Annotated in this window: 22 protein-coding genes; 7 read left to right on the plus strand and 15 right to left on the minus strand. The window is 47.0% G+C overall.

From position 1 onward, the window contains the following. Nucleotides 1-31 precede the first annotated feature (31 nt). The 3 genes from MWG26_RS12320 to MWG26_RS12330 all read right to left on the minus strand — a co-directional run bounded on the left by MWG26_RS12320 (nt 32) and on the right by MWG26_RS12330 (nt 6,116). Nucleotides 32-4,468, minus strand: coding sequence for a PolC-type DNA polymerase III (locus tag MWG26_RS12320; protein WP_416388522.1), 4,437 nt, complete (start codon nt 4,466-4,468; stop codon nt 32-34). Nucleotides 4,469-4,527: 59 nt separating this feature from the next. Then, nucleotides 4,528-5,583: a flavodoxin-dependent (E)-4-hydroxy-3-methylbut-2-enyl-diphosphate synthase gene (gene ispG / locus MWG26_RS12325; protein ID WP_025657270.1), complete on the minus strand. Its 1,056-nt coding sequence runs from the start codon at nt 5,581-5,583 to the stop codon at nt 4,528-4,530. 74 nt (nt 5,584-5,657) lie between these two features. Next, nucleotides 5,658-6,116 carry a hypothetical protein gene (locus MWG26_RS12330; protein WP_025657269.1) on the minus strand — a complete coding sequence of 153 codons (459 nt, stop codon included), beginning with the start codon at nt 6,114-6,116 and terminating at the stop codon, nt 5,658-5,660. A 203-nt stretch (nt 6,117-6,319) separates the two neighbouring features. On the opposite strand from MWG26_RS12330, the gene MWG26_RS12335 reads away from it, so the two are divergent. Next, nucleotides 6,320-6,685, plus strand: coding sequence for a helix-turn-helix domain-containing protein (locus MWG26_RS12335; RefSeq protein WP_025657268.1), 366 nt, complete (start codon nt 6,320-6,322; stop codon nt 6,683-6,685). Between the two features lie 169 nt (nt 6,686-6,854). On the opposite strand, the gene hisC is transcribed toward MWG26_RS12335, so the two are convergent. The 4 genes from hisC to MWG26_RS12355 all read right to left on the minus strand — a co-directional run bounded on the left by hisC (nt 6,855) and on the right by MWG26_RS12355 (nt 12,336). Next, nucleotides 6,855-7,916 (minus strand): histidinol-phosphate transaminase, encoded by a 1,062-nt coding sequence (gene hisC, locus MWG26_RS12340; protein ID WP_117441223.1) that lies wholly within the window; start codon nt 7,914-7,916, stop codon nt 6,855-6,857. A 16-nt stretch (nt 7,917-7,932) separates the two neighbouring features. Continuing rightward, nucleotides 7,933-9,120, minus strand: coding sequence for a pyridoxal phosphate-dependent aminotransferase (locus tag MWG26_RS12345; RefSeq protein ID WP_025657267.1), 1,188 nt, complete (start codon nt 9,118-9,120; stop codon nt 7,933-7,935). Nucleotides 9,121-9,211: 91 nt separating this feature from the next. Continuing rightward, entirely contained in the window at nt 9,212-10,126 is a 915-nt protein-coding gene (locus MWG26_RS12350; protein WP_025657266.1) for a DUF2156 domain-containing protein, read from the minus strand. A gap of 473 nt (nt 10,127-10,599) precedes the next feature. Continuing rightward, a complete protein-coding gene (locus tag MWG26_RS12355) occupies nt 10,600-12,336 on the minus strand; it encodes an ABC transporter ATP-binding protein (protein WP_025657265.1) in 1,737 nt (578 codons plus the stop codon). Nucleotides 12,337-12,679: 343 nt separating this feature from the next. Between MWG26_RS12355 and MWG26_RS12360 the strand changes: the two genes are divergently transcribed. Beyond that, nucleotides 12,680-13,297: a VanZ family protein gene (locus MWG26_RS12360; RefSeq protein ID WP_044927311.1), complete on the plus strand. Its 618-nt coding sequence runs from the start codon at nt 12,680-12,682 to the stop codon at nt 13,295-13,297. Nucleotides 13,298-13,413: 116 nt separating this feature from the next. Here MWG26_RS12360 and prfA read toward each other — a convergent pair whose 3' ends face one another. From prfA to rpmE, 4 genes are all read right to left on the minus strand, one after another. Beyond that, a complete protein-coding gene (gene prfA, locus MWG26_RS12365) occupies nt 13,414-14,487 on the minus strand; it encodes a peptide chain release factor 1 (RefSeq protein ID WP_025657263.1) in 1,074 nt (357 codons plus the stop codon). Between the two features lie 28 nt (nt 14,488-14,515). Continuing rightward, a complete protein-coding gene (gene prmC / locus MWG26_RS12370; protein WP_025657262.1) occupies nt 14,516-15,421 on the minus strand; it encodes a peptide chain release factor N(5)-glutamine methyltransferase in 906 nt (301 codons plus the stop codon). Next, on the minus strand, nt 15,418-16,470 hold the full coding sequence (locus MWG26_RS12375; RefSeq protein WP_025657261.1) for a DUF1385 domain-containing protein: 1,053 nt from the start codon (nt 16,468-16,470) through the stop codon (nt 15,418-15,420). The genes prmC and MWG26_RS12375 overlap by 4 nt, the downstream gene beginning before the upstream one ends. 212 nt (nt 16,471-16,682) lie before the next feature. Further along, entirely contained in the window at nt 16,683-16,883 is a 201-nt protein-coding gene (gene rpmE / locus MWG26_RS12380; RefSeq protein WP_025657260.1) for a 50S ribosomal protein L31, read from the minus strand. A 195-nt stretch (nt 16,884-17,078) separates the two neighbouring features. Between rpmE and MWG26_RS12385 the strand changes: the two genes are divergently transcribed. Next, the gene (locus MWG26_RS12385; protein WP_153920998.1) at nt 17,079-17,861 is read left to right on the plus strand and encodes a sulfite exporter TauE/SafE family protein; all 783 of its coding nucleotides are present in this window, start codon (nt 17,079-17,081) and stop codon (nt 17,859-17,861) included. A gap of 67 nt (nt 17,862-17,928) precedes the next feature. Here the strand turns inward: MWG26_RS12385 and rho are convergent, their stop codons facing one another. Then, on the minus strand, nt 17,929-19,278 hold the full coding sequence (gene rho, locus MWG26_RS12390) for a transcription termination factor Rho (protein ID WP_025657258.1): 1,350 nt from the start codon (nt 19,276-19,278) through the stop codon (nt 17,929-17,931). Between the two features lie 696 nt (nt 19,279-19,974). Between rho and MWG26_RS12395 the strand changes: the two genes are divergently transcribed. From MWG26_RS12395 to MWG26_RS12405, 3 genes are read left to right on the plus strand one after another with little or no spacing between them, the layout of a single operon-like run. Next, entirely contained in the window at nt 19,975-21,123 is a 1,149-nt protein-coding gene (locus tag MWG26_RS12395) for an NAD(P)-dependent malic enzyme (RefSeq protein ID WP_025657257.1), read from the plus strand. Beyond that, on the plus strand, nt 21,124-22,050 hold the full coding sequence (gene mnmL / locus MWG26_RS12400; RefSeq protein ID WP_173005753.1) for a tRNA modification radical SAM protein MnmL/YtqA: 927 nt from the start codon (nt 21,124-21,126) through the stop codon (nt 22,048-22,050). It abuts the gene before it with no gap. Beyond that, nucleotides 22,043-22,555, plus strand: coding sequence for a DUF4364 family protein (locus tag MWG26_RS12405; RefSeq protein ID WP_025657256.1), 513 nt, complete (start codon nt 22,043-22,045; stop codon nt 22,553-22,555). The genes mnmL and MWG26_RS12405 overlap by 8 nt, the downstream gene beginning before the upstream one ends. On the opposite strand, the gene MWG26_RS12410 is transcribed toward MWG26_RS12405, so the two are convergent. The 3 genes from MWG26_RS12410 to MWG26_RS12420 form a co-directional block, all read right to left on the minus strand. After that, nucleotides 22,532-23,848 carry a replication-associated recombination protein A gene (locus MWG26_RS12410; protein ID WP_025657255.1) on the minus strand — a complete coding sequence of 439 codons (1,317 nt, stop codon included), beginning with the start codon at nt 23,846-23,848 and terminating at the stop codon, nt 22,532-22,534. The genes MWG26_RS12405 and MWG26_RS12410 overlap by 24 nt on opposite strands. A gap of 35 nt (nt 23,849-23,883) precedes the next feature. Next, nucleotides 23,884-24,609: a tRNA threonylcarbamoyladenosine dehydratase gene (locus tag MWG26_RS12415; RefSeq protein ID WP_025657254.1), complete on the minus strand. Its 726-nt coding sequence runs from the start codon at nt 24,607-24,609 to the stop codon at nt 23,884-23,886. Between the two features lie 86 nt (nt 24,610-24,695). Further along, nucleotides 24,696-25,406, minus strand: coding sequence for a polysaccharide deacetylase family protein (locus tag MWG26_RS12420; protein ID WP_044927308.1), 711 nt, complete (start codon nt 25,404-25,406; stop codon nt 24,696-24,698). Between the two features lie 122 nt (nt 25,407-25,528). Here MWG26_RS12420 and MWG26_RS12425 point away from each other — a divergent pair, with 122 nt between their 5' ends. After that, a complete protein-coding gene (locus MWG26_RS12425; RefSeq protein WP_025657252.1) occupies nt 25,529-26,923 on the plus strand; it encodes an MATE family efflux transporter in 1,395 nt (464 codons plus the stop codon). Nucleotide 26,924 lies beyond the last annotated feature (1 nt).

A 26,924-nucleotide genomic window follows, 5' to 3' on the forward strand; every position in this document is an offset into this window, starting at 1 on the left:
TGGAAAGTCCATACATTATTCCCCGCGCTCCCTACCCAAAATCAAATAGCGACAACTGATTACTCTGCGGCAGGTCTCCAAACAGCCCCAGTTCCGCCATAAAATCAATGACTGTTTTGCTGACCTTTGTCCGCTGTCTGAAATCATCCAGAGACAGGTACGGCCCGTCTTTAGCTGCTTCCTCCACAGCCTCCGCGGCTTTCTCACCCATACCTTCAATACTGGAGAGCGGCGGCATCAGTTTCCCGTCTATAATCTGGAATTTGGTTGCCTTTGCCCTATAGATATCCAGAGGCAGGAACTCATAGCCTCTGGCATACATTTCCTGCACGATCTTCATGTCTTTTACTACATCCTGCTCTTTATTGCTCAGCGAATCCGCCCTGCGTTTGTAGTCTTTTATATAATAATTCAGCTTGTCTTTCCCCTGGCACATGATTTCATAAGAAAATGCATTGGCGCGGATACCAAAATAAGCGCCATAATACGCCAGCGGATAATTAATCTTGCAGTACGCGATGCGGTAAGCCATCATAACGTACGCCGCCGCATGGGCCTTCGGGAACATGTAGCTGATCTGTTTACAGGACCAGATGTACCAGTCCGGCACGTTCTTCTCCTTCATGGCTTCTTCCCATTCTGGTTTCAGCCCTTTTCCCTTACGCACACTCTCCATGATTGTAAAGGACAGCGCGCTGTCCACACCCTGGTTGATCAGGTAGATCATGATATCATCACGTGTACAGATACAGGTGGAAATCGTGGCCTTTCCTGATTTTACCAGTTCCTGTGCATTTCCCAGCCACACATTTGTCCCGTGGGACAGACCCGATATACGGATCAGGTCTGAAAGTGACTGCGGCTTCGCATCCTGTACCATCTGAATAACGAAGTCTGTCCCGAACTCAGGAATCCCAAGGCATCCCAGGTTGCACCCGTCTATATCCTCCGGTTTGATCCCCAAAGCACTTGTATCGTGGAACAGGGAGAGCACCTTCTTATCGTCCAGCGGTATATTGGTGGCGATAAACGGATTCTCCTCATTGTACTCATTGTCCATGGCATCCGATGTGATATATTCCTCTAGTGTACGGATCATGGTCGGATCATCATGGCCGAGAATGTCCAGCTTCAAAAGGTTATGGTCAATGGAATGATAATCAAAGTGGGTCGTTATGATATCTGTTGTCATATCGTTTGCCGGATGCTGCACCGGGGTAAACTCATTGATGCTGTGTCCGTGAGGCAGTACGACGATCCCTCCCGGATGCTGGCCCGTACTTCTGCGAATCCCTGTGCATCCCACCGTAATTCTGTCAATCTCACACTTTCTTTTTCTGTGCCCGCGTTCCTCGTAATAGTTCCTTACATAACCAAAAGCGGTCTTATCTGCAAGTGTTCCGATAGTCCCGGCCTTAAACGTATGGCCTTCCCCGAATAGCACTTCCGTATACTTATGTGCCTTTGCCTGATAATCTCCCGAGAAGTTCAGGTCAATATCAGGCTCTTTATCGCCCTTAAAGCCGAGGAAGGTCTCGAATGGGATGTCAAATCCCGCCTTAATCAGCATTTCCCCGCAGTTCGGGCATATCTTGTCCGGCATATCGAAGCCGCAGCCCCCTGCGTATGCCTTTACTTCCGGGGAGTCAAATTCATTATAGTGGCATTTCTCACAGTAATAATGCGGACTTAAGGGATTTACCTCAGTGATCCCTGACATCGTGGCAACAAAGGAAGAACCAACAGAACCACGGGAACCTACCAGGTATCCGTCGTCATTTGATTTCCATACCAGCTTCTGGGCAATGATATACATGACGGAGTACCCGTTCGATATGATAGAGTTCAGTTCCTTCTCCAGACGGGTGGATACCGGCTCCGGCAGGTCTTCGCCATAGATTTCATGAGCCCTGTTGTAACAGATATTCCTCAGATCCTGCTCCGAATTTGCGATCACCGGCGGACACTTATTCGGATTGATCGGAGATATTTTCTCAACCATATCGCAGATCTTGTTCGTATTCTCTATGACAATCTCTCTGGCCTTTGCTGAACCCAGATATTCAAACTCTTCCAGCATCTCCTCCGTTGTCCGCAGATACAGCGGCGCTTGTTCATCAGCATCACTGAATCCCTTACCTGCCATGATAATCCGACGGTACACCTCGTCCTCCGGATCCAGGAAGTGCACGTCGCAGGTACCTACAACCGGCTTTTTGAACTTTTCTCCCAGTTCCACAATCTTTCTGTTAATCTCCTCTAAGTCCTCCGTAGTGTTGATATCCGGAAACTTGTCACTGACCATCATAAACCGGTTGTTGCCGAGTGGCTGGATTTCGTAGTAATCATAGAAATCTGCAAGTCTTGCGATGGACTCTGCAGACTTATTGTTCAAGACAGCCTGGTACAGTTCTCCAGCCTCGCATGCGCTCCCCACGATCAGCCCCTCCCTGTACCTGTTCAGCACACTTTTGGGGATCCTTGGCCTTCTTGCATAGTAGGTCAAATGGGACTCGGTAATCAGCTGGTAAAGGTTATACCGGCCGATATCATTTTTTATCAGTATGATGATATGATAGGTGGGCAGTTTGCGGATGGCATTCGGATTCATGTCTCCAAACTGGTTCATTTCCTTTAAGGTTGTGATATTTTGTTCTTTCAGCATCTGGACAAACTTTACGAATATCTCCGCTGTAGCGGCAGCGTCGTCTACCGCCCGGTGGTGGTTCTCCAGGGAGATCCCCAGTGCCTTCGCCACCACGTTCAGCTTATACTTGGACAGTGTAGGCAGAAGTACCCTCGCCATAGCCACCGTATCCACATAAACAAAGTCCGGCTCTATATCCTGATATCTGCAATTCTGCTCGATAAATCCCACATCAAACCCCGCATTGTGCGCAACAAGCACCCCATCCGCCGCAAATTCCAGAAACTGCGGCAATATCGTCTCGATATCCGGATATCCCATCACCATTTCATCCGTAATGCTTGTGAGCTGTGTGATCTCAAACGGGATCGGCCTTTTGGGATTGACAAAGGTGCTGAACCGTTCCACAATCTCTCCATTTACAACCTTAACTGCTCCGATCTCAATTATTTTATCTTTAATAGCGCTAAAACCCGTCGTCTCCAGATCGAATACGATATATGTATCATCCAGCCGCTCATCCCCGGCATTCACCGCGATCTCCGTCAGATCATCTACAACATAGCCTTCCACACCATAAATCACTTTAAAAGGATCGTCCTTATCAAGTGTCTCGATAAAATGATTGGCATCCGGGAACGACTGCACAATACCATGGTCTGTAATGGCAACGGCGGGATGCCCCCAGTCATGGGCACGCTTCACAATATCCTTTACCTCAGAAACCCCGTCCATATCGCTCATCTTTGTGTGACAGTGGAGCTCCACTCTCTTAACCTGGCTCAGATCCTTTCTTGTAACGGTAAAATCTCCGCTCTTTTTGATGCCTGTCACTGAGCCGATGGTCAGTTCCCCGTCAAATTTATCAATGGTTGTAATCCCCTTGATTTTAACGAAAACACCCTTTTTTAAATCCCCCAGCAGCTCCGGCAGCTGATCATTTCTGGTGAACATCTTCACCGTAATCGTATCGGTAAAATCCGTGACTGCAAACATCAGAATCGTCTTGTCATTTCTGATCTCTCTGGTGTCAAAATTAATGATCTTTCCGTGGACGGTAATCTCTCCCATCTCGGTAACAACCTGATCCAGTGTGATCGGCTCATCATCGAAATTCCTGCCGTATATCAGACTCGGGTCATCGCCTTGCTTAAGCGGCCTGTAGAAATCTTTTTTCTTGAAATCTTTCTTCTTGAAATCGCCTTTCTTCCCGGAGTCTCCCCGTTTTTCCTGGTTCCCCTCCTTTTTTTCTCTCTGGCCGCCAACGCTGTCCTCTGCCGGTTCTTCGCCTCTCTGCTTTGCCCTGCGTTCAAATATGGCATTGATCTCCTGCTGGATCCTCTGCTCTTCATACTGACGGTCCTGCTCTCCCTGCGCCTCGCGGTACGTTACCCTGATGTCGGCTTTGATATGGAATCTCTTTTCATAGATTTCATGAAGCAGATCTACGATATACTCCCGTTTTCCTTCGGATACGATCGTATTGAGCATCTCCAGATACAGGATATCACTGCCTTCAAAGTGCATCTCTGCCTGTTCAAACATACTTGCCGCCAGCACGCTGTGCTGCTTCAGTTCCTGCACAATGCTTTCCCGGTATTCCATCATGAGCGTGCTCGCCGTGTACTGCTCGGACAACGCATACTGCTCTTCCAGGCGGATGGACACCCTCGTATTGCCAAAAAGCTGCTCTTTAATCTTCTGTTCCATCTGCCATATATGCTTTTTCTGGATCAGATGCCTGCTGAAAATGTGGACACGGAGAAAATCACGTTTTGAGTTCGTTGTGATCTTCGAGACCTCCACATCGCTAAAAAGCATCTTGATATCATTTTCCACTTTTAATGTTGGAAAAACATGAAAAAATATCTTTTCGTTCCCTATCTTTTCCAATTTAACAACTCCTGCCGCAAGGTTTCCAGAAGCTCCTCTTCCTTCACCTTTTTCACAATTTCACCTTTCCTGATCAGAAGGCCTTCTCCAATTCCCCCTGCAATTCCGATATCTGCCTCTTTTGCCTCACCCGGGCCGTTAACGACACATCCCATAACGGCAACCTTGATATCCAGAGGGATATCTGCCACCATATTCTCAACCTGGTTTGCAAGGCCGATCAGGTCAATCTTCGTCCGACCGCAGGTCGGGCAGGACACCACTTCGATCCCGCCTTTGCGCAGCCCCAGTGTCTTCAATATCAGCTTTGCAGTTTTAATCTCTTCCAGTGGATCTCCGGTCAAAGAGACACGGATGGTATCGCCGATGCCTTCGTACAGGATGATTCCCAGTCCTACAGAAGATTTGACATTTCCCGAGTAAACAGTTCCTGCCTCAGTGATCCCCACATGGAGCGGGTAAGGACACCTCGAAGCGATCTGTTCGTGGGCCTTCACACACATCATTACATCAGAAGATTTGATACTGACCACAAGGTTATCATACTCCATCTCTTCGATCATTCGGATCTTGTACAGCGCACTCTCCACGATCCCCTCAGCGGTCACGCCGCCGTACTTCTCCAGCAATGGTTTTTCCAGCGAACCGCTGTTGACGCCCACCCGGATCGGCGTCTCATATTCCTTTGCCTTTTTCACGACGGCCTGCAGACGTTCCCTGCTCCCGATATTACCAGGGTTGATCCGGATCTTATCTGCTCCGTTCTCGATCGCCGCAATTGCAAGCCTGTAATCAAAATGAATGTCTGCAACCAGTGGGATATGGATCTGCCTCTTAATCTCTTTTAAGGCATAAGCCGCCTCCATCGTTGGTACTGCGCAACGGATGATCTCGCAGCCTGCCGCCTCCAGCTTTCGTATCTGTGCTGCTGTAGACTCCACATCCTCGGTTCTTGTATTCGTCATAGACTGGATTGCAACCGTATGACCGCCTCCAATAAGGACATCTCCTATTCTGACTGTTTTTGTCTTTTCTCTTAACATCTCCATCGTAATTATCCTTTCTGCACACACCGTCTTATCGTAGAAAAACAGGGAGTGAATTCCCTGTTTTCCGGTTACTTTTTATCAAATATCATCTGATCTCCATACTCTCTGTCGGTCAGTGTCAGTGTACTTTTTTCAATGTTGTAGTCATACGTTCCCTCCAGCGAATTCACTGCCGAACTTAATCCTTCTGCTGTAGCAGTTCCGTCCGATGCATCCGCTGCCTTTTGTACTGCCTCGTCATCCGACCGCAGTGTAAATGTCTTTGTATCTTTGTCAACACTATACCTCATCTCAACAGAGACGCCTTCGCTCTCGAACTCTTCCGGCCATTCAAGTACTGCGGTCCCATTCCCCCTGATCGACATAACCAGGCCGCTGTCCTCATGACTCCACTTGCCTTCCACTGGATTGGCAGTAAAAAGCTTTATCACGAAAAAGGCTGCTATGATGATGATCAGCACAGTTGTCACAGCCATTACAGCCCTCCAGATCCGGTTTCTTTTTTCTTCGTTATTCTTTGCGATCATGCATATACTTCCCTTCTTTTTCTCAATTTCATTATACGAATTTTACCGGTCTGTGTCAACGGGTATCACTTTTGCAGCAATTTGTTCAGTAATCAATACGTGTCATATTGACACTTTTGTTTTTCTTATGTTGATTTTTGACACAATTTGTCTATAAATTGTAACAATCTGGTAAAATATACCATATTCTGGGAGGTGCCATTATGAAGTTTGCATCTACATTGAAACTACTAAGGGAACAAAATCATGTCACGCAGAAGGAACTGGCTGATTATCTGAAAGTGACACGCTCCACAATCGCAGGCTATGAGACGAAGGGCAAACAGCCGGATTATGAACGTTTGCTGCGCATCGCCGCATACTTCGGCGTATCGGCCGATTATCTGCTGACGGGTTCGAAGCTAGGGATTATCACAACCGCCAGTACTGCACCTGAAAGGGGGCGTGAGATCCTGATTTCTTATCTTCATCTTTCCGCGGAATCCCAACGGAAACTGGAAGAATATCTGCATCTGCTGATGCTGAAAGAACAAAATGAGGGAAAAGGACAGATGGAAGCGGGATCCTAAACCAAACCGGAAGTCAAAATATGTATTTCTGACAGCTCTGTTTCCTGTCTCAATACACATTTTGGCTTCCGGTTTTCTATCTGGTGATTTGAAACCTGTCACTTCCTCATTTATGGGGATGCTTCTATAAACTATCGTAACAGTTCAGGCAAGCCTGAACTGTTACAAATTATCTTATATAACTTTTCAGAAATGTGAAAAGTGCTTCCATCTCTTCTCTGGTTCCTACTGTGATTCGCAGATACTGCTCGATCCGTTCGCTGCCCCAGTACCTTACATAAATATTTTCTTTTTTCAGAGCAGCAAACAGTTTTGCTGCATCATAATCCGGGTGAGCAGCAAATATAAAATTAGCTTTTGCGTCGGGAAACTGAAAGCCCAGACTACTCAGCTCTTTCTTGGCCCACTCTCTGGTTTCTATGATACTTGCTGTCGTCTTACCAAAATACACTTTATCTTTTACTGCTTCTGTCCCGCATACAAGCGACGGAAGATTCATGGTATAAGAATTGAATGAATACTTCACATCATCCAGGTATTTAATCAAAGCCGGGCTGCTGATGGCATATCCGATTCGCATCCCCGCCATAGATCTCGCTTTTGAAAATGTCTGCACTACGATCAGGTTCTCGTACCTGTTTAAAAGTTCCAGCGCAGATCTTCCTGCAAAATCAATGTATGCCTCATCTACGATCACAATCACTTCCTGATTATGCTTTAGAATATCCTCAACAAACTCCAGATCCTCATAAACGGCCGTAGGAGCATTTGGATTGGGGAATATAATCCCTCCGTTTTCCTTATAGTAATCTTCCCTTCGGATACGAAAATCTTCATCCAGTTTCGGGCACTCATAAGGGATGTGATAAAGCTCAGCCCATACTTTATAAAACGAATATGTAATATCCGGAAACAAAATCGGCTTTTTTGAATTGAAAAATGTCAAAAAACACATTGACAGTACATCATCAGAGCCAACTCCAACAAATACTTGTTCACGGCTAACACCGTAATACTCTGCCAGTGCCTCCACAAGTGTGCCCGAGGCAGGGTCCGGATAAAGACGCAGACGGTCTGTGTCCAGATGCTTCAACGCTTCAAGCACCCCCGGCGCCGGTGGATAGGGATTTTCATTTGTATTAAGCTTGATTACCTTTTCCTGTGGCTGTTCACCGGGAACATAAGGCTCTACTTTACGTATATTTTCTAACAACTTTGCATTTGGTTCCATTTTCGCTGCTCCTGTCCTATCTGTATTCTGCCGCCAGTTCCGCAAATTTAGGCAGAGAATTCACGATTGTCTCATAGGATACACAATATGCCAGCCTGACATAGCCAGGGCATGCGAATGAGGAGCCGGGCACAATCAAAATATTATACTTTTTCGCTGCGGCACAGAATTCTTTTTCATCTGCAACCGGTGATTTTACAAACAGATAAAAAGCGCCTTCCGGTTTGATACATTCAAAGCCTAATTCTTTTAAACCGTTATATAATGTTTCTCTGTTTCTATTGTAATAAGAAATATCTGTCTTTTCGTTCAGACATTTCTTAACCACCTTCTGCTGCAGGGTAGGCGCATTTACAAAGCCCAGAATTCTGGTCGCCACATTTGCTGCTCCGATCAGCTTTTCACTGTCAGCCGCCTCATCCGGAATTACCAGATAACCGATGCGCTCCCCTGGAAGGGAGAGGGATTTGCTGTAGGAATATCCTACAACCGTATTGGCATAATACTTTGTAAGATACGGAACTTCTACTCCGTCATATGCCAGTTCTCTATATGGCTCGTCGGAAATCAGATAAATCTCCGTCCCATATTCTTTTTGCTTTTCATCCATGACAGCGGCCATCTTACGAATGGTATCCTCCGAATAGACAACGCCGGTCGGGTTGTTCGGAGTATTTACAATGACAGCCTTTGTCTTCGGCGTGATTTTGGCTTCAAATTCATCCAGTTTTGGCTGGAATGTGGAGGTATCCGGAGAAATCTCCACAAGCACTCCGTCATAATTATTCGTATAACTCCTGTATTCGCCGAAATAAGGGGCGAACGCAATGACCTCGTCTCCGGGGTTCAGAAGCGATTTGAGAATGACATTCAGGCCGCCTGCCGCACCAACCGTCATTGTAATATTCTTAGATTCAAAATATGTACCAAATCTTTTATTTAAAGATTCTGCAATGGCCTGTCTTACATCCTCGTAGCCTGCATTACTGTTTGTATATCCATGAAGCACAACGGGGTTTTCTTCATCAAGCAGCTCGCGGATCGCGTCCTTTACCGCCTCCGGCGCGGGAACATTGGGATTGCCCAGGCTGAAATCATATATATTCTCCGCTCCGTAAATCCCCGCCAGACGGTTGCCTTCTTCAAACATTGCGCGGATCGCAGAACTGTTCGCGACCATAGTTTCCATTTTTTTTGAAATCATTTTCCTCTCTCCATTTCTGATTTATTTAATATATGGACATCCGGGGATACCCTTCTGACAGTTCTGCGGAATAGCCGCAGAACTGAATTCGCTATTCGGTACCGCGGGCCGTCTTTTTAGTAACAACCCCTTTTTCTACCAGAAAGGCCGGCCTGTACGAAAGTTTTGCCTTCCTCAGCCCTTCCGCCCCCGTATCCTCCTCGCGGTTCACATATTTATAATCCATGCATTCGTGCAGCACAAACTGCTGGTTAATCATCGGATATGCACCGTCAATATCAGCAAATGCCTTTTCTATATGAACAACAAACGTATCCCCGCATACAGGTTCGCCAATCGTAAATGCGGCAATCTCTCCGTTCACCCTGAGAACACCGCCCCTCTGCCCAAGTTCCTTAAACAAACGCAGCGAATTCAGTGTCACGCACATCTCCGCATTCTTATCGGAATCCTCCTCACACCCATTCTGGTTACGCCATTTCAATGCCATCTGGAAACACTCTTCCTGGTTACTGTCATCCAGCGTCTCATAGCTCCAGTCCGGATTCGCCGTCTTAAACTTATTAATGTGGTTTCGTTTGCTGTGAAGCTTCTTGCCTGCCAACGTCGCTAACTTTTCCGTTTCATACACATAATCCGCTTGATCCCGTTCATACTCAATCTGGTATTCACCGGGATACCAGCGATCCAACTGCGCAAAATTTTCTTCCGTCACGTTATATAGTTTAAACGGATATCCCTTCTCCACGCTGTATTTCATAAGAAATTCCAGTGCATTTTTAACGCACTGTGGTTCTCCCGCCGGATAAGCAAACGCAAGATCAAATTCATCGTCCTGAAATATCAGGGCATCCTCTATAACAGCATACTTAACATGATAATGCCTGGACCAGAGGTACACGTTACTGAATGTCCTTTCGCAGCTCCTGCTAGGTGCCTTATAAAAATAAGAAGTAATGATCTCCCTGTCCTCCAGCTCCGGCCGTTTAAAATTTATATCGTCCATTCCTATCCTTCTCTTTCTGAATGTAATTACTAATAACCTTTTGTATAAACTTGTCTCACAGACAAATAATACTTTGATAGTATACCACATTTTTTCTTTAACTGACAATAAAAGCATAGATATTTAAAAAAATGAGATTTAGAGAGCTTTAGTCCCGGCGCGGAAGGGGACGCTTAATGAAAGGGATGCCGGGGAGGGACTAGGGTTGTATATGGGAGAGAATTGGTGGTTCGTTTATATCGGCAAAACTTTTTTGAGTGCTTTTATATCTTTGACCACACTGGTCTGTAAGACTTTTCAGTGAAAGCCCCCCTTCTCCTTCAAAACTTATCGGGGCTATAAAAGTCCCTCCAATCCAATGCCATACGCCGCCCCCTTTGAGGCCTCCTAAGGAATGAGCCTTTTCGTACCGCCCGGATGCGCCATCCCTTTATGGAGCGTCCCCACCCGTCAATGAGGCTAAGGCTCGTCCCTTAATTCCCGAACTGCATTTGGTACAGCCCCGCATATATCCCCCGTTTTCTCAGCAATTCTTCATGTGTCCCTTCTTCTGCAATCCCATGATCCGCCATGACCAGTATACGCTGTGCATTGCGGATCGTAGACAGCCTGTGCGCAATCACAAAGGTGGTTCTGTTTTTTGCCAGATTCTCCATTGACTGCTGTACTACTTTTTCACTTTCATTGTCTAGCGCAGAGGTTGCTTCGTCAAAGATCAGCACTTCAGGATTCCTAAGGAAGACTCTGGCAATGGAAAGGCGCTGTTTTTGCCCTCCTGACAGTTTTACGCCCCGCTGTCCGATATCTGTATCGTAACCTTCGGGAAAACTCATGATAAACTCGTGGGCATTGGCATTTTTGGCCGCACGTACCACTTCTTCGTCCGTAGCCCCGGGTTTTCCGTAACGGATATTATCCATCACACTGCCCGAAAACAGATAGACATCCTGCTGTACGATTCCGATATGACTGCGTAGTTCTTCCAATTTGATATGCCTGATGTCCGTTCCATCCAGAAGGATCCCGCCCTCAGATACTTCATAGAAACGGGGGATCAGGCTGCAAAGCGTTGTCTTACCCACTCCCGACGGTCCTACCAGTGCTATATAGTCGCCTGCCTCCACTTTGAGATCCAGATTGTCCAGAACTTTCTCACTCTCATTTTCATAGTAAAAGGATACTTTTTTAAACTCAATGGTGCCTTTTACGTCTTTCAAGGAAACCGCATCAGGCTCATCGGCAATATCCGGAGCTATAGACAGGATTTCCAGAAATCTCTCGAAACCGGAATAGCCGTTCTGGAATTGCTCGGTGAAGTTCACCAGTTTCCTTACTGGTTCCGTAAAATTATTAATATAAAGCAGAAATGTAATCAGATCCGTCACGGCAATCGAGCCATTGAGCATCAGGCTCACGCCAGCCAGCAGTACGACAACAGTAATCAGAGTACTCATTGCCCCAAGCCCGGAATTATAAATTCCCATGTACTTATAGCTCAGCTTCTTTGCCGCCACAAAATTCTCATTCCCTGCCTTGAATTTTTTCATTTCCATATTTTCATTTGCAAATGATTTTACGACACGGATACCCGAAAGACTGTCTTCAATCTGGCTGTTTATGTCTGCAATCTTCTCTCGGTTTCTTTTGAATGCAGTTTTCATTTTACCGTTATAATAAAAGGCGAATATCGCCATAACCGGAATAAATATAAAAGCGATCAAAGCCAGTTTTACATTAACAGTCAGCAGAATCACAAAGGAACCGATTATTTTAATAATAGATATCACAAGGTCCTCCGGTCCGTGGTGAAGCAGCTCACTGATATCGAACAGGTCGCTTGTAATTCTGGAGAGCAGGTGGCCGACCTTCTGATTATCATAAAACGCAAATGTCAGCTTCTGATAATGGCCGAATATATCGCTGCGCATATCGGCTTCCATCTTTGCGCCCATCGTATGTCCGAAGTACGCTATGTAAAAATTGCAGAAAACTTCCAGTGCCACAAGCGCCAGCATCACAGCACCCAGAACCAGAATTGCATGTCTCGCATCGGCCCTGTCAAAATAAATAACGTCGTTTGTAATATACCGGACAATCATCGGAATGACCAGGGTCACAGCCGCTCCAAGTATGGCAAAAAACATGTCGCTGTAAAACAGCCCTTTGTAGGGCTTATAATAGGAAAATAATCTCTTCAGTTTTTCTTTCATGGTCTTACCTCTCTCATTATAACAATTCGTATGTTAATCATATTACTCCAGTTCCTTCGTATCTGTAAACCCTTCATTTATATATCCATGCTTCAATACAGTTATACGGCCCTGCATCCGCAGTATCTACGCCCTCAGGCTTTTCGTGATACAGGAACTTCCTAAATCATAAAATCTTAATAAAATCCCCAAAGTATTTTAAGAAGAAGCTGAAATAATGAAACTAACGTAACAAATCAGGCAGGCCTGTCTGAACCGTTACAAACTAATGCATCGAAAATTTAGGTCAGTATAACAGTAAGTTAATTATTTTCGATGTACAAGCATCAAGGAGGAAACCGCTATGGCTGATATTATTATTACGCTCTATCCTATTTTATGTGTGCTGCTGCCCTGTCTTATCTATATGTTTATCCGGGCCCGCAAGCCCGGAAAACATCTGACTAAGGCTCATTTTATCTGGGTATTCCTGTTTGTGTTCTACCTCCATATGGTACTGGACACAACAGGGATCGGAACCATATGGGACATCGGCAAATACGACAGCATCCTTTCACTGGATAAGATCAACCTGATTCCATTTAACGATGGGCTGGAGCTTTCACAGATTTTGAATATCATCATGTTCATGCCACTTGGATTTCTCCTGCCGCTGCTCTGGAGCAATTACCGTACACTCCCTAGAGTCCTTCTGGCCGGAGCCGGCTATTCTCTTTCCATCGAAATCTGCCAGTTATTTAACAACAGGGTTACCGATATTAATGACCTGATCATGAACACCTTCGGCGCACTGGCCGGCTATTGCATCTGGATCGTATACCGGCGCCTGTTTCCCCGGACCGGCACGAGAAAAGAGCTCGCACTCTCCGCCCACGAGCCTGCGGTTTATATGGTGCTGAGCGTACTTGCCGTGTTCTTCCTGTGCAACTGGAGGTGGATGGTATATAAGTTGTATATGTAACAGAGCATACACATAAGAAACCTTTTTCAATCTGTACTAAAGTTTTCTGACGGCGCACAACTATAAGAGTCCGGCATCAGCTTTTACCGCTGATGCCGGACTCTGATTAATCCTGCTTAGTTATCATTCATATTAGCCAGTTTTGCCGCCTGGTCTGCAGCGGTCAGACTATCTATGATTTCATCCAGGTCCCCGTTTAGAATCGTATCCAGTTTGTGCAGCGTCAGCTTAATTCTGTGATCCGTAACCCGTCCCTGGGGGAAGTTGTAGGTTCTGATCTTCTCAGAACGGTCCCCGGTTCCGACCTGGCTTCTTCTCGCCTCAGCCTCGGACGCCTGCTGCCTTTCCAGTTCCAGGTCATACAGCTTGGAGCGAAGCAGCCGGAACGCCTTTTCCTTGTTCTGCAGCTGTGACTTTTCGGTCTGGCTGTAAATCACGATCCCCGTTGGATAATGAGTCAGACGTACAGCGGAGTCCGTTGTATTGACGCACTGTCCGCCGTTTCCTGACGCACGCATAACGTCGATTCGGATATCCTTTTCCTCAATGACAACGTCCACTTCCTCGGCCTCCGGCATAATGGCAACCGTAATTGTGGAGGTGTGGATTCTGCCGCCGCTCTCTGTCTCCGGCACACGCTGTACACGGTGTACGCCGCTCTCATATTTCAAACGGGAGTATGCGCCCTGCCCGCTGATCATAAACACACACTCCTTGAAACCGCCGATTCCGTTTTCATTCAGGGAAATCATCTCCACTCTCCAGCGGCGTCCTTCTGCATAATGAACATACATACGATAGATCTCTGCCGCAAACAGCGCCGCCTCATCTCCGCCGGCTCCTGCACGGATCTCTACGATTACATTCTTTTCGTCATTGGGATCCTTCGGAAGCAGCAAGATCTTCAGTTCCTGCTCGAGCTCTTCAACCCGGGCTTTGGAATCATTGAGTTCCTCTTTTGCGAGTTCCCGCATCTCCTCATCAGATTCTTCATCCAGCATGATCAGGCTGTCCTCTATGTTCTGCTTACACTGCTTATATTCTTTGTATGCCTCTACGATCGGAGTCAGGTCACTCTGCTCTTTCATCAGTTTCCGAAATCGTTCCGGATCATTAGCCACATCCGGCTCCTGCAGTTCTCCCATTACTTCCTCGTAGCGGATCAGCAAATCTTCTAATCTGTCAAACATATTTCTCTATCCTTTCTCACAACTCACTTCATTCATCATACACGCCCGAAACGACCCGGTCAAGTCCTGGCAGATCCTTTTTTACGGCAACATGGGTATAGCCCGCCTCACACATCATGGATTGCACGGCCTCACCCTGATCGGCCCCGATTTCAAACAGAAGACATCCGCCGCTTACGAGAAAGCGCCTTGCCTTGTCCACAATCTCTCTGTAAAAATACAAGCCGTCCTCTTTGCCGTCCAACGCCAGAAGAGGATCATGCTGCCTCACTTCTTCCTGCAGGGTCTTTATCACATCGGTTCTGATATAGGGCGGATTGGACACGATCATCTGGTAGGTTCCCTCCACCTTGTCAAATAGATCGCTGTGCAGGAAATCTGCGCGGATATGGAGCGACTCTGCATTCTCCCTGGCTGTTTCCAATGCTTTCTCCGAGACATCCGTCCCTGTTCCTTGGATCCGCATCTTCTCTTCTTTTCTAATCTCATGCAGAATACTCAGCAGGATACATCCGGAACCGGTACACATATCGAGAAGACGGAATATTTTTTCATTCTTCCCGCAGATGTTTCCGGCGAGCGCACCGCATGACTTTTCTTTATATTTATGAATAAACCGGATGGCTTCCTCCACCAAAGTTTCCGTATCCTGTCTCGGAATCAGCACATGTTCATTCACCCGGAATTCCAGGCCCATAAATTCCTGCGTTCCCGTCAGATGCTGCAGGGGGATCCTCTGCGCCCTTTTTTCTACAAATCCTATATACTGCTTTTCCTGTACCTCGGTCAGAATTTTATCCGGCATGGTATAATACATGGCCCTGCTGACACCGCTCACATGTTCCAGAAGATACCAAGCATCCAGGCGGGCATCTGTGATTCCGGCCTCTGTTAACAACACTTCTCCCCTTTGATACGCTTCACGCAGTGTCATAACTGCTGCCCTTTGGCTGCGGCCCGGCCCGTCATATCATATTGTCCGGCCGTCTGCCCGGATGCCACAACGGTTTTCGTTACTTGATCCAGTGTCTTCTCATCTGGCGTGCCTGCCGGCAGCTGGGTACCGAAATTCTCCGCCAGATATGCCTTCCAGTCAAATACGGCTTCCACTGCACAAATCGCCACTTCAATCATGCTGTCATCCGGCTCTTTCGTGGTCAGATTCTGCACCCACATTCCCGGCTTGCTCAGCAGGTTGATGAAATAGTTATCACTGTTTCCGGCCAGTTTGATAATCTCATATGATACCCCTGCGATCAGCGGGAGAAGCGCGATACGCAGCACAACTCTCATAACCTGTGACTCTGCTGTAATAAAGAAGCAGAATATAATACTCACTATCATGACAAAGAACAGAAAGCTTGTGCCGCAGCGTTTATGCTGCTTGGAGCTTTTCCTTACGTTGTCTGTATTCAGAATGAGCCCATGTTCAATACAATTGATGCACTTATGTTCTGCGCCATGATACATAAATGTTCTCTGGATATCTTCCATCCTGGAGACGAGCAGAATATATCCCAGAAAAATGGCCAGGCGGATCACGCCTTCCAGAATGGTGATTACCCCTCTAGATGCAATGTGCTTCCGCAGTATATTGCTCAAAAAATAAGGAAGAACCATAAATATGGCAACCGCAAGAACTACGGAAAATGCAACCGTCAGATTCATAAACAGTTTATCCTGCTTCTCCTTCTTTGCAATTGCTTCCTCTGTCAGCTCCACCTCTGTCTCTTCTTCCTCTTCAAAAAAGCTCGCCGAAAACATCAGTGTCTTCATCCCCAGGACAAGGGAATCTACAAAATTGAAGATACCCCGTATAAAAGGAATCTTCATCAGCGGCTTACATGGAATTACACTCTTGTACTCCTGTATATCTACCGCGATCTCTTTATCAGGTTTCCTGACCGCCACCGCATACTGATTACCATTCTTCATCATGATGCCTTCCAAAACTGCCTGTCCGCCTATGTTCGATGACTTCATGCGTCCTCCTGTCTTCTGTACCAGAAAAGGGTCAGTTCCTTCTTCTCCGAAGTTGCTGACCTTCTGATCAAATCTGCATATATAGTTACTTGTAAGGAACTGCCCGGAAATCACTTGCGCAATTTGCTGAGCAAAGTGATCATGTGATTACGGACAGTCCTTTACCCAAGAACAGGCTGAGATATCTCACCTCAGCCTGCAATAAGTCATTCCTATTTAATACCATATTTTTTGTTGAACTTGTCAACACGTCCGCGAGCCTGATTTGCTTTCTGCTGTCCAGTGTAGAATGGATGGCATTTGGAACAGATTTCCACGTGAATATTCTTGTTTGTTGAGCCTGTTACAAATGTGTTGCCGCAGTTGCAAGTTACTGTCGCCTGATGGTACTCTGGATGGATTCCTTCTCTCATGATTTTCACCTCTCTATTTTAATATATAGTCATTATAATCTCTAAACAGCTTTGTTATTGTATCATAAGATTTATGGTTTTGCAAGCTATTTTTCAGAATAAACAAATAAAATAGGACAAGTCTTTTTTGTATATCCGGTTTGTGATATAATTCCCATGTTTGATTTATCATTAATGACATAAGGAGTTGCTCATATGGATATCACTACCCCAATTATCGAACTTTCCGCTTCCACATTTCTAATCGTATGCCCCTTTCTTTTTCTTGCCGGGCTGGTAGATGCAATCGGAGGCGGCGGTGGCCTGATCTCTCTGCCCGCCTATCTTATCGCGGGACTTCCTCCTCATATGGCGGTTGCCACCAATAAGATGTCTTCCACCTGCGGAACCACGCTTGCCACAATACGTTTTATGAAAAACGGGCTTGTCAGCTTCCGGCTGGCCATTCCTTCCGTGATTGCCGCAATTGCGGGCTCTTCAATCGGTGCACATATTTCCATGATCGTACCGGAGAAGATCATGCTGTATGTACTCATTGGTATACTGCCAGTATCTGCATTCCTGGTGCTGAATAAAAAGCTGTTCCATGATAAAGGAAGCGATTCTGTTACGCTGGACAAAAGAACTTACATAACCGCAGTCATTGCTGCTTTTATCATCGGTATCTATGACGGATTCTATGGGCCGGGTACGGGTACGTTTCTGATCATCGCTTTTACCGTATTTGCTAAGCTCAGTATTAAAACCGCCAACGCACAGGCAAAAGTAATTAATCTGACAACGAATATTACATCCCTCATTATCTTTCTGCTAAATGGCCAGGTACTGATCCCCGTTGGGATCGCAGCCGCACTGTGCAATATGGCCGGCGGCTACCTGGGTGCAGGAATGGTTATGAAAAATGGCGCTAAAATCGTAAAACCAAGCATTCTGCTAGTGCTTTTCCTATTGCTTCTGAAGGTACTCAATGTATACTAGAACTGCGCTGCGTAAATTCCTTTGATATGGTATTCGCTGTCAGGACCAGCGTATCCTTATGCCATTGCTATAGAAATTTCTTTTTGATCACAACCTGGACAAGATCTGCATTGCTCTTTGTCTGTGAGAACATATTCAGCAGGTTGTCCACGGCTTCTTCCGCTTTCAGGCCGTTCATTGCCCTGCGGATAATATAGACTGCATCCTGTTCCTCTCTGCTGAGCAGGAGGTCTTCCCTTCTGGTTCCTGATTTTGGTATGTCTATCGCCGGGAATACCCTCTTCTCCTGGAGTTTTCGATCCAGCACCAGTTCCATATTGCCGGTTCCCTTGAATTCCTCGTATACCACATCGTCCATCTTGCTCCCTGTTTCCACAAGTGCAGTAGCCAGGATCGTAAGGCTGCCGCCTTCTCTCATATTTCTGGCTGCACCGAAAAACCGCTTCGGCATATGAAGCGCTGCCGGATCAAGACCGCCGGAAAGTGTTCTCCCTGATGGAGGAACCGTCAGATTGTATGCACGGGCAAGCCTTGTAATACTGTCCAGAAGGATCGTAACATCCTTGCCATGCTCAACCAGCCTTTTTGCGCGCTCAATCACCATCTCGGATACCCTTTTATGATGCTCCGGAAGTTCATCAAATGTAGAATAAATGACTTCTACATTCGGTCCTGCGATCGCCTCACGGATATCTGTTACTTCCTCCGGGCGCTCATCAATGAGCAGAATCAGCAGATGCATATTCGGCTCACGCTTTTGTACAGAGAGCGCCACTTCCTTCAGCAGGGTCGTCTTTCCGGCCTTCGGGGGTGACACGATCATCCCCCTCTGCCCTTTTCCTATAGGAGAAAGCAGATCTACGATACGCATAGCTGTAGAACATCCCGGTGTCTCCAGGCGCAGCCTCTGATTCGGGAAGATCGGAGTCAGGTCCTCAAAATTATTTCTCTTCATTGCCTCCGACGGCCTCATACCATTGATGGTGGAAACATACAAAAGGGCGCTGAACTTCTCAGACTGTGTCTTAATTCGTGTATTTCCGGAAATGATATCACCGGTTTTCAGATTAAATCTCCTGATCTGTGAAGGGGATACGTAAACATCGTTTTCTCCCGGCAGGTAGTTCTCGCATCGGATAAATCCGTATCCGTCCGGCAGAACCTCCAGAATCCCGTTGGCTGACTTACCGCTGTCCAGCTGTTCAATATCCGTGCCTTCCTTCTTTTCTTTCAATTCTTCTTTTACTTCTTCCTTGGCTTCTGCCCTTGCTTCTTCCATCTTCTCTTTCTCATCCTGAGCCAGCATAGCGTCAATCAGCCCGCTTTTTTTCATAGCTGATACACCTTTCATTTTTCGTGCTTTTGCCAGGTCTTTTAATGTTGCAAGCGGCAGAGATTCATATTTTTCTCTCGTCATAATACTTTAATTCCTTTCTCAATAAATATATGGCTTTTCTACAGTATTCTTTTGTTTCAATCCACGTCCGATAATTTCACAGAGTACGTGTACATCCAATACAGATGCGTAGATTGATCTCATGCCAGTGGGAGATAGTGACTCCTCTCCTGCCCAAACTGTCGTTAATCTTGTTTTTCATGATTCATCTCACCGTCTATAGCGGCGGGAAAATCCTCATCTTATCTTGTTAAATTTTACGGGAGCCTTTAGTCTGAAACGACTTGTCCGAATTCAGGCGTCTGCCTGTATCCTCAAAGATATACTATTCCTATCCGCACTCGGTAATTCTATAGAGTACGACTGCATCTTCCATCGATGCGTAGATTCATCTCATGTCAGTGGGGGATACCGATTCCTCTCCACCCAACACTGCCGTTAATCTTGTTTCCTGTGATTCATCAATCCACTTATAAAGGGAATGAATCCTCACTTGACTTGTTAAATCTGTAGCTATTATACATCATCTTCCACCAAAAAGAAAGAGTTTTTTTAGAGGGCTTGCGGCTAACACTTCATGGAACGTCCCAGTCCGCCAACGAGACTAAATCTCGTTACTATAGCAATCCTGCCTTGCGTTGCTTTTATAAGAGTGTTATTATATTGGACAGATAGCAAGAATCTATAAGAATATGAAGATACAGCGAGGTAAGAAAGATGACAAACAGTGAAAAAGCATTGCAGATGCACGAAAAATGGCAGGGTAAGATCGAGACTACTGCTAAGGCCCATGTGAACTCCCGCGAGGATCTTGCCATTGCCTATACTCCTGGTGTTGCAGAACCCTGTAAGGCAATCGCAGAGGATCCGGAAGATGCTTATAAATACACGATAAAATCTAATACGATTGCAGTTGTCTCCGATGGAAGTGCGGTTCTTGGACTCGGCAATATCGGCGCCCTGGCTGCAATGCCTGTTATGGAGGGAAAGGCCGTTCTTTTTAAGGAATTTGGCGGTGTCAATGCGGTTCCGATCTGTCTTGATACCCAGGATACCGAAGAGATCATTAAGACTGTAGTTCACATTGCTCCCGCATTTGGCGGCATCAATCTGGAAGATATCGCGGCCCCGCGCTGCTTCGAGATCGAGGAGCGTTTAAAAGAGCTGCTGGATATCCCTGTTTTCCATGATGACCAGCACGGGACGGCTATCGTTGTCCTGGCCGGTATTATCAATGCGCTGAAAGTCACCGGAAAGGTCAAAGAAGAATGCCGCGTGGTGATTAACGGTGCGGGATCCGCCGGTGTTGCTATCACCAGGCTTTTACTTACATATGGTTTCCGTCATGTTACCATGTGTGATATCAATGGTATGATAAGCAAGGCCTCCCCTGATCTGAACTGGATGCAGCAAAAGATGGCAGAGGTTACGAATCTGGAAGGACGGACAGGTACGCTGGCCGATGCGCTTCAGGGTGCAGATATATTTGTAGGTGTCTCTGCACCTAATATTGTGACAAAAGAGATGGTGTCCTCTATGAATAAGGACGCAATTCTTTTTGCAATGGCGAACCCGGTACCGGAGATCATGCCGGATCTTGCAAAGGAAGCCGGTGCAAAAGTCGTTGGGACCGGACGTTCAGATTTTCCGAACCAGGTGAATAATGTGGTAGCTTTCCCGGGTATATTTAAGGGTGCCCTGGAGGGGCGCGCGTCCCAGATTACGGAGGATATGAAGCTGGCTACTGCCAAGGCAATCGCCGGGCTTGTTGCGGAGGAAGACCTGAATGAAAACAATATCCTGCCGGAAGCTTTTGATCCGCGCGTAGCCGAGGCGGTGAGCAAGGCAGTAAAGGAACTGATATAGATGATGCGCTGGGGGGAAAAGCGTTACCACTCCATGGACTATGACCTGAAACAGGCCTATGGAGAGAAGGTATATAAGATCACCCTGGACGGCGGCATGACCTGCCCGAACCGGGACGGCACTTTAGGGCACGGAGGCTGTATCTTCTGCAGCGCCGAGGGCTCCGGAGACTTCGCCGGCTCAAGAGCCTGCTCCGTCACAGAGCAGATTGCCGCCGGAAAGCAGGCCCTGAATGGGAAACGTCCGGTTCACTCTTATATCGCATACTTTCAGGCATTTACCAATACCTATGCTCCGGTACGCCGTCTGGAAGAGCTGTACATGCAGGCCATTGCAGATCCTGATGTCCGAATTCTTTCTATTGCCACTAGGCCCGACTGTCTGGGCCCTGACGTCCTGGAACTGTTAGACAGAATCAACCGGATCAAACCAGTATGGGTGGAACTGGGGCTTCAGACAATCCATCCAGCAACTGCAGCGTACATCCGGAGGGGATATGACCTGCCTGTCTTTGAAAGTGCAGTCGGTGCTCTCAGAAGCAGGGACATTGTCGTGATCGTCCACACCATCCTCTATCTGCCAGGCGAGACCAGAGAGCAGATGCTGGAGACACTGGATTATCTGAACCACATGGATATACAGGGCATAAAGCTGCAGCTTCTGCATATTTTAAAAGGAACGGATCTTGCCCTGGAATATGAAAAGCATCCGTTTTACGTCCCCGGGATGATGGAGTATATTCAATTTTTGGGCACATGTATCTCGCATCTCAATCCCCGGATCGCAATACACCGTCTGACCGGCGACGGTCCCAGCGGTCTTCTGGCTGCTCCGCTTTGGAGCAGCAATAAAAGAACTGTCCTGAATACCCTGCACCGTTATCTGAAGGAGCAGGACATCTGGCAGGGAAAGGAGTATTATGACTGAAACATTTACCCTATATAAGTTAATCGTATTATACATGCTGGAGAAAGTAGATTTTCCTCTGACCACATCCCAGATTTCGGAATTCATTCTGGACAAGGGTTATACTACTTATTTTAAGCTGCAGGAAACGCTGTCGGAGATGGTGGAATCCGGGCTGCTCCGGGTAGAGACCACTCACAACCGTACGCTGTACCACCTGACGGAAAATGGAGCGGAGACAATCCAGTTCTTCAAGAATAAGATCTCAACCGCAATACAGAACGATATTGATGAGTTTTTAAAAGAAAAAAAGTATGACCTAAAAGAAGAAGTTGCTATCAAATCAGACTATTACCTGAATACAAACCATGAATATGAGGTGCGCTGCCAGATCGTGGAAAATGGCTTCAGCCTGATTGATCTTAAGATCACTGTCCCGACGGAGATCGAGGCCGAAACCATTGCCAGCAACTGGTCAAGGGAGAGCCAGAAGATCTATTCCTCACTCCTGTCTCAGCTTCTCTAAATATTCACGTATCGTTTTTTCGTATCCAAGGACGCCCGGTTCATAGAATCTGGCGTCTTTTATTTCGTCCGGAAGGTACTGCTGCTTTACGTAATGCCCCGGATAATCGTGTGCGTATTTGTACCCTACTCCATGCCCCAGCTTCTGTGAACCTTTATAGTGAGCATCCTGCAGATGGGCGGGAACCGTTGTCTTCTTCTGGCGGACACATTCTGTTGCAGAGAAAATGGCATTGGTGGCGGAATTGCTCTTTGGTGCGGATGCGACATAGGTCACTGCCTGCGCGAGGATGATCTGCGCCTCCGGCATCCCGATGCGTTCTACCGCCTGTGCTGCAGATACCGCAACCGTCAGCGCCATGGGGTCCGCATTTCCCACATCCTCCGAGGCACAAATCATAATCCGCCGCGCGATGAACTTGATGTCTTCCCCTGCATACAACATTTTTGCAAGGTAATAAACGGCAGCATCGGGGTCTGACCCCCTCATGCTTTTTATAAATGCAGAGCTTGTATCATAATGGTTATCTCCCGTCTTGTCATACCGCACAACACGCTTCTGGATACACTCAGAGGCCACATCCAGCGTAATATGGATCACCCCGTCCGCCCCTCTTTCGGTGGTCAGGATTCCCAATTCCACCGCATTCAGTGCATTTCTCGCATCACCGCCCGACACATCGGCCAAAAACTCCAGCGCCTCCTCCGTGATCTCTGCCTTGAAAGTTCCCATCCCCTTCTCTTTATCATAAACGGCGCGTTTCAGCAATGTCTTTACATCCCCGCGGCTCAAAGACCGCAGCTCAAACACACTGGATCTTGAAAGCAGAGCTCCGTTTACCTCAAAGTAGGGATTCTCTGTCGTCGCCCCGATCAGCGTGATGGTTCCGTCCTCCACATAAGGAAGCAGGTAGTCCTGCTGCCCTTTATTAAATCGGTGGATCTCATCGATAAAGAGGATGGTCTTCTTCTGGTACATGCCAAGAAGCTCCTTTGCCTCTTTTACCACCTCTTCCATATCCTTTTTTCCGGCAATTGTCGCGTTGATCTGCTTAAACTGGGCGCTTGTTGTATTGGCTATTACTTTGGCCAGCGTTGTTTTTCCGGTGCCGGGAGGTCCATAAAATATCAGGGAACCCAGCTTGTCCGCCTTGATTGCACGGTACAGCAGTTTGTCCTTTCCGATAATATGCTGCTGCCCTACCACCTCTTCCAGAGTAGACGGCCGCATTCTAGATGCCAGCGGCGCTTCCTTCTCCTGATTTGTCTCTCTCATATAATCAAATAAATCCATTCTTTTTCCACTGCTTGACAATCCGAAACAGACCATCAGGCTTTTCCTTTCTCAATGATATCCCGCAGGGCCTCCCCCGCAATCAGAAGTCCTGCAGCTGGGGGCACAAAAGAGATGCTGCCCGGTATGCTGCGGCGCTGCCCTTTGTCCTCCCCGGTATCCCTTTCGGATGTATCAATCGGTTTCTCTCTGGAATACAGTACTTTCAAGTGAAAGATACCCCGGGCTTTGAGCTCTTTTCTCATCACCTTGCACAGCGGACACACGCTTGTTTTGGACAAGTCTGTGATCTCAAACATCTCCGGGTGCAGTTTATTTCCTGTCCCCATGCTGCTAATGACCGGGATATCCAGTCTCAGCGCCAGTTCCACCAGCGCCAGCTTGGCAGTAACTGTATCTATGGCGTCGATGACATAATCCGGCTTCTCCTCAAACAATGCTTCCAGATTGTCCGGAAGCACAAACATCTCATATGTTTTTACGCAGATCTCCGGATTGATATCCCTGATCCGCTCCTTCATAACTTCTGTTTTATATCTTCCGATGGTACTGTGATAGGCAATGGACTGCCGGTTGATATTGGTCAAAGAGACGGTGTCATTGTCGATCAGCGTCAGACGGCCGACACCGCTGCGCGCAAGTGCTTCAATGCAGTGTGAGCCCACTCCCCCTACGCCGAATACCATGACAGATGCAGCCCTCAGCCGCTCCATCCCGGTTTTTCCAATCAATAATTCCGTCCTGGAATATTCATTTAACATCTTTTCCTCCATAAACTGCAGCTCTGCTGCAGCCCCTCAACAGGGCATGTATCCCGACTGCCCCGGGGTTACGTTTATTCTGCATGTCAGTCCAGCATCAGCTCATCTACGGTTACAAACTCATACCCCTCTGCCTGAAGCAGATCGATGATACGCAGCGCCGCTTTTACTGAGCTGTCGTAACAGTCATGCAACAGAATAATATCATTTTCCTGCGCTTCCGTCACTACTTTATTGACAATTTCATCTACATTTTCCGTAGCCCAGTCCAATGGGTCAATGCTCCACATCACTGGCAGCACATGGATCTTCTTTTCCAGCTCTTTCTGCCACAGGCCAAACGGAGGGCGCATAAACTGCACTTCCTCACCCGTAATGTTTTCGATGGCCTCATTGGTGAGCATTAGCTCCTGGTAGGCCTCGTCGTTGCTTACCTTCGTAATTTCCACATGGTGATATGTATGGTTCCCGATCAGGTGCCCTTCTTCATACATACGCTTTACAATCTCACTGCCGCCTTCCTTTTCTATGTTCTGCCCAATCAGAAAGAAAGTTGCCTTCACACCCCTTTCCTTCAGCCCATCCAGAAGCCGGGGCGTGTAGACGGCGCTTGGCCCGTCATCAAAAGTAATGGCAATTTTCGGCTTTTCCATTATAGAATCCGCCACATAGGCGGATGCATTGGCATATGCGGTTCCCGGCGCCTCCCCTTCCGCCTGCTTTCCAATTGTAAACAGGGACGGGCAGACCGCTCCCAGCAGCAGAAGCACGTATACAAAACCGGCTCCCTGCATCATTCTTTTTAAACGCAAACAGCACACAACCCTTTTTTAACGATTCTTTTATATATATGCATTGTACTTAAATTTTATTGATGTTATAATTAACACGTTCTACATATGAGGAGGTTGTATTTAAAATGGAAAAAACACCACAAGCGGAAAATAAAATGGGCGTTATGCCCGTTCCAAAATTATTAATCACCATGTCCCTGCCAATGATTATTTCTATGCTGGTACAAGCGCTCTACAATGTCGTTGACAGCGTGTTTGTCGCACAGATCAATGAGGAGGCCCTGACGGCGGTTTCCCTTGCGTTTCCTGTGCAGAATCTGATGATAGCTATAGCCGCGGGCACCGGGGTCGGCATCAACGCCCTCCTGTCCAGGAATCTTGGGGAGAAAAATCTTGAAGGGGCAAATGCTGCCGCTAAAAACGGAATCTTTCTTGGCATGATCAGTTATATTGTCATGGCGGTCATCGGTCTGGCCGGCTCCCATTTTTTCTTTACCGTCCAGACAAAAGATCCGGTCATTGTTCGCTACGGCACCCAGTATATGCTGATTATAACCGTTGTCTCTGTGGGGATATTTATGCAGATCACTTTTGAACGCCTGCTCCAGTCCACAGGCAAGACGATTTACAACATGATCACCCAGGGAACCGGTGCGATTATCAACATTGTCCTGGATCCGATCCTGATCTTCGGAATGTTCGGCCTGCCGCGCATGGAGGTCGCAGGCGCGGCTCTGGCTACCGTGATCGGACAGCTGGTAGCGGTCTGTATGTCCCTTTATTTTAATTGTAAAAAGAATACGGAGCTGGATCTGAATATGAGGACTTTCCGGCCCAATAAGACAATTATTGCCACTATATATAAGGTTGGTGTTCCTTCGATTATCATGCAGTCCATCGGTTCCGTCATGGTATTCGGGATGAATAAGATCCTTCTGATCTTCTCGTCCACTGCCGCAGCCGTATTCGGCGTGTATTTCAAGCTGCAGAGCTTTATCTTCATGCCCATATTCGGCCTGAATAACGGCATGATCCCCATCATAGCATACAACTACGGGGCAAAGAATAGGGAGCGAATCATGGCTACCATCAAAATGAGCGTCCTGATTGCCGTAGGGATCATGCTGGTGGGGCTGGTCGTGTTCCAGATTTTCCCTGTACAGCTTCTGGAAATTTTTGATGCTTCCGAAAACATGCTTGGAATCGGTGTGCCTGCACTGCGCATCATCAGTCTGAGTTTTATCTTTGCAGGATACATTATTATCATCATCTCCGTTTTCCAGGCGCTCGGGAACGGAGTTTACAGTCTGATGGTCTCCGTGATCAGACAGCTTTTTGTCATTCTGCCTGTGGCTTATCTGTTTGCAAGAGTGTTCGGTCTTTCCAGAGTCTGGTGGGCAATTCCGATTGCAGAGATTGTAGCCGTTACGGTCACCACACTGATGTTCAGGCGCATTATACGGCTGAACATCAAGCCGCTCGAGGAGCCTCGGCTGAACGGGGAACTGATAACAGGATAGG

The sequence above is a fragment of the Faecalicatena contorta genome (genome assembly GCF_022835095.1).
GTDB lineage: Bacteria > Bacillota > Clostridia > Lachnospirales > Lachnospiraceae > Faecalicatena > Faecalicatena contorta.